This window comes from uncultured Traorella sp. (assembly GCF_944327115.1).
Classification (GTDB): Bacteria; Bacillota_I; Bacilli_A; order Erysipelotrichales; family Erysipelotrichaceae; genus Traorella.
Window position 1 is genome coordinate 1 of the sequence record NZ_CALVGS010000107.1, and the last position, 7617, is coordinate 7617.

Here is a 7617-nt window from a genome sequence, read left to right on the forward strand (position 1 = left end):
CCGCGAAGCGGCCAGATTTTCATAGAAATGTCAATAGTTTTCAAATAAAAAAAGAACCCCTCACTTTTATTTTTGTAAGAGATTCATAAATTTAGCTTTTTGTCAAATTCTTATTTTAGTTGCATTGGCCTGAAAACCTAATCTTTTTTATTTTACTCAATACCGGTTTCCTCTGCCTTTTCTTCCAGCTCCACATGCTTTTCTTTTTTAGCGATGCGTTCATATACCCAGTCACGGAACAGATCATACAAGATGCTTGTAATCGGAATGAACAAGAGCATGCCAAACAATCCCATCAGACTTCCGCCTACCGAGAAAGCAATCAGCACATACATCGGCGGCAGACCGATTCTGTTCCCCATGATATGCGGATAGATCAGATTACCGTCAATCTGCTGGATGATCACCATCATAAAAAAGAAGGACAGTGCCTGAATCGGTGAAACGATCAGTTGGATCAGCGTTCCGACAATCAGTGCGATCATACCTCCAAACATCGGTATAAACGAACAAAGAGCGACAATGACACCCACCACTGAAGAATAAGATAAACCAAAGATCCAGCAGCAAGTACCCACCAATGTACCCAGCACCACAGCTTCTAATCCCTGTCCGCTGACAAAATTTGAAAAAGTATCAAAGGACAATGCCAAGACACGCTCAACCTGCTGCTGCCTTCTTTCGGATAATACGGCGTTCATGACCAGTCTTAGCTGCTTAGAAAGCTTTTCTTTCTGTATCAGCAAATAAGTTGCGAAAATAAATGAGATAAAGAAAGAGAACATCGTACCTGCAAAGGAGGATACGATATTGAAAGCATTTGAAAGCAGATCGGTGGCAGAACGGCTCAAAAAATCCGTAGCCTGCTTAAACATTCCCTCATAATCAATATTCAGCGACTCAATAAAGCGAACCGCATCCTCGTTTTCTCTCACAAGCTGTTCAAAAAACTGCTGGGCCTGAGGAATAAAGATACGCAATTGATCCACCATGGCAAGAATGGCTTCCACTAACCGGGGAACCAGCAAAAAGGCCACAACAAATAAGACAAATAATACGATGGCAATCGTAAGCACCATACATATCGGACGTTTAAAGGAACGCCCGTTTTTTAACTGAAATGTTACATTTTTAAATAGCTTTAATTCAAGCTGGCGTAAAACAACATTTAGAATAAAGGCAATGATACCTCCGACAATAAAAGGATAGGCAATGGAAAGAATCGTATCGAAGACATCCATGATCACATTGATATTAAAAACAGCTGCTGTCAGCAGAACCGTAAATGTTATGATGAATAAAATACGTCTTGTCGCATGATTTTTAAAAAAATTCATAGGATTACCTCAAGATTTCAAAACATGCCCAAAGCTTATTTTTTAAAGATGCATCCTTAGACACCCTGATTGTTTTCACATCTTTTCTTTTTTTCAAATTTACTGCTTTTTTTTCAGAACGACAGAAGGAACGCTTTTTTGGTTCTTGTTTCATTGCTTTCTTTTCTTTATATTCTTTTACTGCCCAAGCACAGCCAATGGCTGCCACTGAAGCAAGCACACATCCTGTTATGACACTTTTTTTCATACCATCACTTCCTTATATCAATTATAAACTATTTCCATACATATTTCCATGAGAAAAGAAAAAACTGCTCAATGAGCAGTTTAATCAAATAAAGAAGTCTGATTGATCTCTGATTTTTCTTCTTCATGTACCTTTTCTTTTTTCTCGATCTTCATGACTTCATGAATCATCTTTTGAATATAGAAAGGCAAATGAACCTTGATTGCCGATGAGAAAGTAGCTTCCTTGCTCATCAAAGCAATATCCTTGCCATGAAGCTTTTCAGGCTTCTCCTGCATCAATAAAATCTCATCATTATTTTCACAACCAAAGCCATAACGAAGGACGGCCGGATTTGATTTTACTTTTTTAGCGATCAGATCGCCTCTTACCGGACGACCGGTTACTGCAATATCACTCATCTTGATCCGCTTCATAGAACCGCTTTCTGTCACACAGACCATATGTGAGGCAGACGCATTGACAAGGGCCACACAGTCATCATTTTTCATAGCGATGATGCCCTTTCCTCTGCAAGACGTAGGCGTGATCACATCTGCCGGATAGCGCACGCTATAACAATTCGATGAAAGCACGATGATTTCATCATCATCACTGACGATACAGCTATCAACGAGCTCATCATCCGCTTTGATCGACATCAGCTGCATCGTTTTATTATTGCGTGATACCTCCAGATCGGCAATCATCGTCCGCTTGATCATTCCCCTGCGAGATAACGTAACAAGCGATGCTCCGGTATCAAAATCCTTCAGCACATAAGCAGAAATGATCTTCTCTTCAGAAGTCATACTGATACAGCTGTTGAGATGTGAACCGATATCCTTCCATTTCGCTTCATCGATCTCATAGATCCGGCAATAGCCATAAGTACCTTTGCCAGTCACGAACAAAAGGATATCCAACGTATTGACTTCCTTCACACCAATCAGCTCATCGCCTTCCTTCAGACCCGTCAAAGCATCATTCGAAGAGTTATATGAACGCATCGATACCCTTTTCACATAGCCATCTCTGGAAACAGAAAGCATGACCTGTTCACTGTTGACCATCGCTGTCTTATCGATCACGATCTCCTCGATCTCATTTTCGATCTTAGTCAAACGCGGAGAACCAAAATCTTTCTTTACCTGCTTACATTCTTCAATGATGACCTTCTTCATCAAACGCGGATTATTTAAGATATCATTCAATTCTTCCATCTTATTCACAAGCTCTGAAAACTCGTTCTTCAATTGAACGACATCCGTATTTGACAAACGATATAACTGCAATGTTACGATTGCTTCTGCCTGGGCTTCACTAAACTCAAAGCGTTCGATCAGCTTTTCCTTAGAATCTGCTTTGCCATTCGATGAACGAATGATCGCAATGACCTCATCCAAGACAGACATGGCTCGAATAAGACCTTCCAGAATATGACATCTTTTCTCCATTTTATCAAGCTCATAGCGGCTGCGGCGCGTCACGACATCCTTGCGATGATCGATAAAAGCATCCAGCATAGCTGCCAGACCCATCTGCATCGGGCGCTTATTGACGATAGCTACGACATTGTAATTAAAATAGACCTGAAGATCGGTATTCTTATATAAATAGTTTAAGATCAGCTGACTATTGGCTTCTTTTTTCAAATCGATACAGATACGCAAACCGTTACGATCCGATTCATCACGGACATCTAAGATACCTTCAATTGATTTATTCAGACGTATCTCATCGATTTTTTTCACCAGATTGCTTTTAATGACATCATAAGGAATTTCATGAACGATGATCTGCTGATTCGTTTTCGTCTGTACGACTTCACATTTACTGCGGACAACGACCCTTCCCTTTCCTGTCGTAAAAGCTTCCTTGATACCTTCAATTCCCTGTACGATACCACCCGTAGGAAAATCCGGTCCCTGTACAAATTCCATCAGTTCATCCAATGAACAATCCGGATATTGGATCCGATAAATGGCCGCATCCAACACCTCACTTAAATTATGCGGAGGAATATTGGTTGCATATCCTGCGGCAATCCCGCTGATCCCATTGACCAGAAGATTTGGATATTGAGCCGGAAGCACCGTAGGTTCCATTTCTTCATCATCAAAATTCGGTGCAAATTCAACCGTATCTTTATCAATATCAGCCAGCATATATTGACTGATCGCCGAAAGACGCGCTTCCGTATATCGCATGGCAGCCGGCGGATCATCATCCATCGATCCGTTATTACCATGCATATCGATCAAGGTTTCCCTTGTTTTCCATGTCTGTGACATACGGACCATCGCATCATAAACTGAAGTATCGCCATGCGGATGATACTTACCGATAACATCTCCCACGATTCGTGCTGATTTTTTATAAGGCTTATTATGCGTGATCCCCAGCATATTCATCGAATGGAGGATACGTCGCTGAACCGGCTTCAAGCCATCTCTGGCATCTGGCAAAGCACGATCCTGAATGATATATTTCGAGTATCTTCCAAAACGATCCCCCATAATTTCCTCAAGAGGAGCCGTAATGATATGTTCACTCTGCTTATCCATTGATTTCCTCCTTATAATCATCTTCCAATGTAAATGATACATTCTCTTCGATCCATTCACGACGCACATCCGCACGATCGCCCATCAGAACGCTCACACGCTTTTCCGCAAACATGCCATCCTCAATGCTCACACGAATCAAGGTACGCGTATTCGGATTCATCGTCGTTTCCCACAGCTGGGAAGCATTCATTTCACCAAGTCCTTTATAACGTTGAATTTCATAGCCTCGACCCATTTTCTGTTTCAGCTCATTCAATTCTTCATCATTCCATGCATAAGCAATCTCTTTTCCTTTCTGAATCTTATACAGAGGCGGCAAAGCAATATAGATCATGCCCTCTTCGATCGCCTTGCGCATATACCGGTAGAAGAAAGTCAGCAAAAGACATTGGATATGAGCCCCATCCGTATCGGCATCGGTCATGATGATCACTTTTCCATAAGCACTGTCCTCCGGTGAAAAATCAGCACCGACACCGGCTCCCAATGCATGAATGATCGTATTCAATTCTTCATTCTTTTCAATGCTGGCAATACTGGCCTTTTCCGTATTTAATACTTTTCCACGAAGCGGCAAAATTGCCTGATATTTACTATCTCTTCCCTGCTTGGCACTTCCTCCGGCAGAATCACCCTCGACAAGATATAACTCTTTTTTCGAAGCATCCCTGCTCTGGGCAGCTGCCAGTTTTCCACTTAAGATCTTCTCGCTTTTTCCTTTGGACTTTCCCTTACGGGATTCCTCACGTGCCTTGCGGGCAGCCTCTCTGGCCAAGGAAGCACGCTGCATCTTTTTGATCAACGAAACCGCCAAATCTTTATTTTCCTCTAAAAAATAAGTCAGTTTTTCACTCACGACATTTTCAACAGCGCTCTTGGCTTCCATCGTTCCCAGCTTACCCTTGGTCTGTCCTTCAAACTGCAGCAAATGCTCCGGAACACCTAAAGACAATACCACTGTCAGGCCTTCACGGACATCACTGCCCTCAAAGTTTTTATCTTTTTCTTTTAATAATCCATTTTTACGGGCATATTCATTAAAGACCTTCGTAAAAGCACTTCGGCAGCCCACTTCATGCGTACCGCCATCTCTTGTACGGACCATATTGACAAATGAAAACATATTTTCCTGATATTCATCTGTATATTGAAATGCACAATCGATCTGAATGCCATTATTCATGCTTGAAAAAGAATAAGGCTTATGCAACGTCGCTTTATCTTCATGCAAATATTCAATAAATGCTTCCAATCCGTTTTCAAAATGATAAACCTCTTCTCTTTTATTATCACCACGCTCATCCGTGACGATCATTTTTAATCCTTTTAAAAGAAAAGCGTTTTCTCTGGCACGCTCACAAATCGTCGAATATGAAAAATGCGTCGTTGAAAATATCCGCTTATCCGGAAGAAACGTGACCTTGGATCCTGTCTTATTTGTTTTTCCCAGTTCTTTTAGCTTGCTGACCTTCTTACCGCCATCACTAAAATTCATCTGATATATTTTACCATCTTTATGTACGACTACTTCTACCCATTCACTTAAGGCATTTACGACACTGGCACCGACACCATGCAATCCCCCGCTTGTCTTATAGCCGCCGGCTTCCGAAAATTTACCGCCGGCATGCAGAATCGTAAAGATGACCTGCAGGGTAGACACTCCCTGCGCATGCATTTCTACCGGCATTCCTCTGCCTTCGTCTTCTACGCTGACACTGCCATCTTCATGCAATGTGATCTTAATTGTATTACCATGACCATTCAGCGCCTCATCAATAGAATTATCTACGATTTCCCACACTAAATGATGAAGTCCCCGCGAGTCTGTACTTCCAATATACATTCCGGGACGCTTACGAACTGCTTCCAGTCCGTCAAGCACCTGTATACTTGATGCATCATAGGCTTTTGGACACATAAAAAAACACCTCTCTAACTTGATTATTATAACATAGATTTCTAAAAATTAGTTTGTCATTTTAATGAAAAATGATACAATAGGAAGGGGAGGTGATATGATGATTTACTTCTTATCTGTCTTATTTGGATATCTATTGGGATCGATTCCCTTTGCACTGGTGATTGGAAAGCTTTTCTATCACACAGATATACGTCAATATGGTTCAGGTAATCTGGGAGGCACCAATGCCGGAAGAGTTTTAGGAAAAAAAGCGGGTATCAGCGTGATCGTTTTAGATGCATTAAAAGCATTTATTCCTGTCGGTATCGTATCTATATATTCACAGGATGCATCCATATGGTGCGGTCTTGCCGTATGTGTCGGTCATTGTTTCCCTATATTTGCTCATTTTAAAGGCGGAAAAGCAGCTGCCAGCATGTTTGGCTTTCTGCTCGCCATCGCTCTTTTTACTACTCATAACTGGTTGTGCTTCGTCCTTCCGCTGGCTGCCTTCTTTATAACTTTATTCCTATCTAAAATGGTATCACTATCCAGCATGATCGCAGCCGTTGCCAGTACGATCTCACTTTTTATCATACAGGCACCGATCCTTGTTTTGATTGCAAGCGCATTGCTGGATATCCTGGTGATCACCCGTCACATACCGAATATCCGGCGAATCATGAATCATACTGAAAGTAAAGTAAAATGGCTTTGAAAGGAGTTTTTATGAAAATAGCAATTGTTTATGCAAGCAATACCAAAAATACTGAAATGATTGCAAAGGCAATCCAGGAAGAGCTTAACGATGAAGAAATTGTTTACTTTGGTAAGCCTGCTTCTGAAATCAGAGAAGCAGATGTCTATATCATAGGATCATGGACAGATAAAGGAAATGCTTATCATACCATCCTTGACTTCATTCAAACGTTAAGAAATAAAAAAATTGCGTATTTCGGAACAGCCGGCTACGGAAAAGATGAAAAATATTATCAAACCTTATTTTCAAGAGTAAAGGAACATATTGATGGTTCCAATCAAATATTAGGATATTTTTTCTGTCAGGGAAAGATGCCATTAAGCGTAAAAGACCGATATGTTCAAATGATGCGAGAACATCCGGATGATGCGAAATTAAAGGTCAGCATCGAAAATTTTGATGAAGCACTTGAACATCCAAACGATGATGATCTAAAGCATGCGAAAGAATGGATTACCTCGATCATAAATAAAAATTAAACATGATTTATTGATCCTATATAAAACGGTGAAATTCTATTGAAACACCGTTTTTTTTGTCTGATTTTAATACATATCAGTTTAAAATTTCAGCATCAACATGCAGACAGACATAAATTATCTGAATTATCTCTAAGTATCTATGATAAACTATATTTGCTTTGAAACAATACTGTAAAATAAAAAGATCTACTCTATCTCTCAATGTTTTCATCAAGAAAAAAACCCTTTAAAAAGGGTTTTATCTTGCTTGTTCCATTGATTTCATGATTTGGCGAATTTGAGCTTCTGATGGTTTTCTTCCCATTTGCAAGAACATTGCCCGAATCATCTTTTCATTGA

General features: G+C 40.5%; 7 protein-coding genes. 2 read left to right on the forward strand and 5 right to left on the reverse strand.

Features of this window, described 5'->3' with window-relative positions:
- Positions 1-152: 152 nt before the first annotated feature.
- From Q0K35_RS09320 to parE, 4 genes are all read right to left on the reverse strand, one after another.
- Positions 153-1337: an AI-2E family transporter gene (locus Q0K35_RS09320; protein WP_294562510.1), complete on the reverse strand. Its 1185-nt coding sequence runs from the start codon at positions 1335-1337 to the stop codon at positions 153-155.
- A 4-nt stretch (positions 1338-1341) separates the two neighbouring features.
- The gene (locus Q0K35_RS09325; RefSeq protein ID WP_294562512.1) at positions 1342-1584 is read right to left on the reverse strand and encodes a hypothetical protein; all 243 of its coding nucleotides are present in this window, start codon (positions 1582-1584) and stop codon (positions 1342-1344) included.
- Between the two features lie 80 nt (positions 1585-1664).
- Positions 1665-4130, reverse strand: a complete 2466-nt coding sequence (gene parC / locus Q0K35_RS09330) for a DNA topoisomerase IV subunit A (RefSeq protein WP_294562514.1) — start codon at positions 4128-4130, stop codon at positions 1665-1667.
- Positions 4123-6054, reverse strand: coding sequence for a DNA topoisomerase IV subunit B (parE, locus tag Q0K35_RS09335; protein WP_294562516.1), 1932 nt, complete (start codon positions 6052-6054; stop codon positions 4123-4125). The genes parC and parE overlap by 8 nt, the downstream gene beginning before the upstream one ends.
- A 100-nt stretch (positions 6055-6154) precedes the next feature.
- Between parE and plsY the strand changes: the two genes are divergently transcribed.
- Both plsY and bilS read left to right on the forward strand, forming a co-directional pair.
- Positions 6155-6754: a glycerol-3-phosphate 1-O-acyltransferase PlsY gene (gene plsY / locus Q0K35_RS09340; protein ID WP_294562519.1), complete on the forward strand. Its 600-nt coding sequence runs from the start codon at positions 6155-6157 to the stop codon at positions 6752-6754.
- Between the two features lie 11 nt (positions 6755-6765).
- A complete protein-coding gene (gene bilS, locus Q0K35_RS09345; protein ID WP_294562517.1) occupies positions 6766-7275 on the forward strand; it encodes a flavodoxin family protein BilS in 510 nt (169 codons plus the stop codon).
- 241 nt (positions 7276-7516) lie between these two features.
- On the opposite strand, the gene Q0K35_RS09350 is transcribed toward bilS, so the two are convergent.
- Positions 7517-7617 (reverse strand): YneF family protein (locus Q0K35_RS09350; protein ID WP_294562520.1); only part of this gene is annotated, 101 nt, incomplete at its 5' end.